General features: G+C 63.1%; 1 protein-coding gene. It reads left to right on the top strand.

Annotation, left to right across the window (positions count from 1 at the left end):
- Positions 1-342: 342 nt before the first annotated feature.
- Positions 343-834: a transposase gene (locus ACFU8Q_RS41135; RefSeq protein WP_384465239.1), complete on the top strand. Its 492-nt coding sequence runs from the start codon at positions 343-345 to the stop codon at positions 832-834.
- Positions 835-2,154 lie beyond the last annotated feature (1,320 nt).

Below are 2,154 nucleotides of genomic sequence, written 5' to 3'. Positions count from 1 at the left end.
GGGCTTCATAGGCGCGAGCAGAGAGCCGGTGGCGCAGGGGGTACGGCGTGCCGTCGTCAAGTACGGTCCCGTGATGCCAGGTCACGGACGTGGTTATGATCACCGGCCAGCACAAACAGCCCTGACCAGCACTAACACACGCCGAGCCTTTTGGCGCTACCGATACCTACAACGAGCCCAACCCCTCGCAACACAGAAGACATAACCCCAGCTCACGCAGCCTGACCTCCCTGCTCGAACCGCTCACCCGGCCACTCAATAAAACAGCAACACACCAGGTCAGCCGTCACCGCGTACACCAACAAGCCCCCCTCCGAGCGTCAGCGGCTGATCGTCCGCCGAGTGAAACCCTCACGCCGCGACCTGAAGAAGCTCACCGGCTTCGAGAAGAAGACCGGCTGGCGCTACCAGATCATCGCCACCAACATCCCGCTCACCAGCGGACTTTCCGGCATCCCCGGATCGGGACAGGCCTGGTTCGTCGACGGCCTCTACCGCGATCACGCCGAGGTCGAGGACCGCGTGAAAGCGATCAAGAGGATCGGACTCGGACTGCTGCCCTCCGCGTCCTGGCAGCTCAACACCGCCTGGACCCTCGCCTCCGCGATCGCGGTCGACCTTGACGCCTGGACCCGCTTGCTCCTGCTGCACGACCGGCCCGAACTCGCCGACGCCGAACCGGACTCGATCCGCACCAAGCTCTACCAACTGCCCGCCCGGCTCACCCGCCACGCTCGCCGCCGCACCCTCCACCTGAACCACGCCTGGCCCTGGTCGGCCGCCTTCGCCACCGCCTGGGCGCGGGCACACAGCCTGCCGGCACCCACCGGCTGACGACCGACCCACCACCACAACGCCCCCGGAGAGGAGCGAACCCGCACCACCTCGGACCGTGGAAACCGACGCCCCCGCAGCGCATGCGACGGCCCACCCCGCAACGGCACGGGACAAACCGGGCAGTCAGCCGCTCACGGCGACGCCATCACGACACAGAAGAATCGAGGTCAGACTTCGACACTTCTGAGAAATCTCTTCGAGCCCCAAGCGTCTTCCGTAGTGACCCGGAGAGTTGTCAATTATCGTTTTCGCGAATTCTCTTCGCCTTGGAAGCTGCCCGAATATCCTCAATGATCAGGCTGGCCATAATTATGGTGTAAGCCGCTGGGAGGAGGGACCACCAAGACCCCCAGGACGAGAAAGTGAAAATCACCCCCCCTATCATGAATACAACTTTTCCGGACCGATCCCCTGTCCAGCTTCGCCCCATACCGTCCATCCCGCCCTATCTAAAAGTGAGTAATTCAGTCGGCCCCATTGAGCCCGCAGGGGGTGGGTGCCGCCGGGCTGAAGAACTCACACGCACTGCTACTGCGCACCGAAAGACAGGTCCACGCCGCTGCGCAGCTCCTCGCGGGTTTTCGTGAGCCGCGCTCGGTTTCCGATCTGCAACTCGTACTGGTTTGCACCACCGGGGACATCTGAAACCGTCAAAGGCCAAGTGCAACTGTTGCCCACCACTTTGCCGGGCGTGCCGTTGCCGAGACGCCCCCGAGAAAGCTCGTGCCCTGCTAGATCGAAGACACGAACCGTGGCGCCAGGTCGCAGATCCGCAAAGTCATCTATGCCGACGCACCCCTCATCCTCCTGAGCGCCGACCCAGGAGCCGAACACGGTGACAGCGCCCGTAGCCATGAAGGCGGGCCCGGAGGGCCGATCCTCTGGCCCTCTCATCCACCACGCGAAACCCACAGTGCCTGCCCCGACGATTACGCCCACGAGCCCGCTTGCGAGGCAGAGCACCCATCTACGCGTTTTGAGGACAGTTGTGGTCACCGGCTCTCTGGCGGTCTTACCGCTTTCATCAACTGGCATGGGCTGATCTTGGCAGTCGCTAGGGATGCCGGGCTTTGATGTATTGAGATCGTGACCACAGGGCGCGAGTCCCGTAGTGCGATGTACCGCCTTCATGACAGTGAGCCACCTGTAAATGCACCGCTCCACGTCAGCCACCGAGACGCAAAGCACCACCTCGTGTCAGCAGCCAGCCGTCGCCATAACCCAGAGACCTGCAAGAAGACGCCCACCTGATCAACCGTCACTGCCACCAGCTCACCGACATGAAACCGACACATCGCAGCTGGTAGGCCTCAGGGC

It is taken from the genome of Streptomyces sp. NPDC057543 (assembly GCF_042801895.1).
GTDB lineage: Bacteria > Actinomycetota > Actinomycetes > Streptomycetales > Streptomycetaceae > Streptomyces.
The sequence above is the reverse complement of the archived record's forward strand: the minus strand, read 5'-3'. Positions and strand labels throughout refer to the sequence as shown.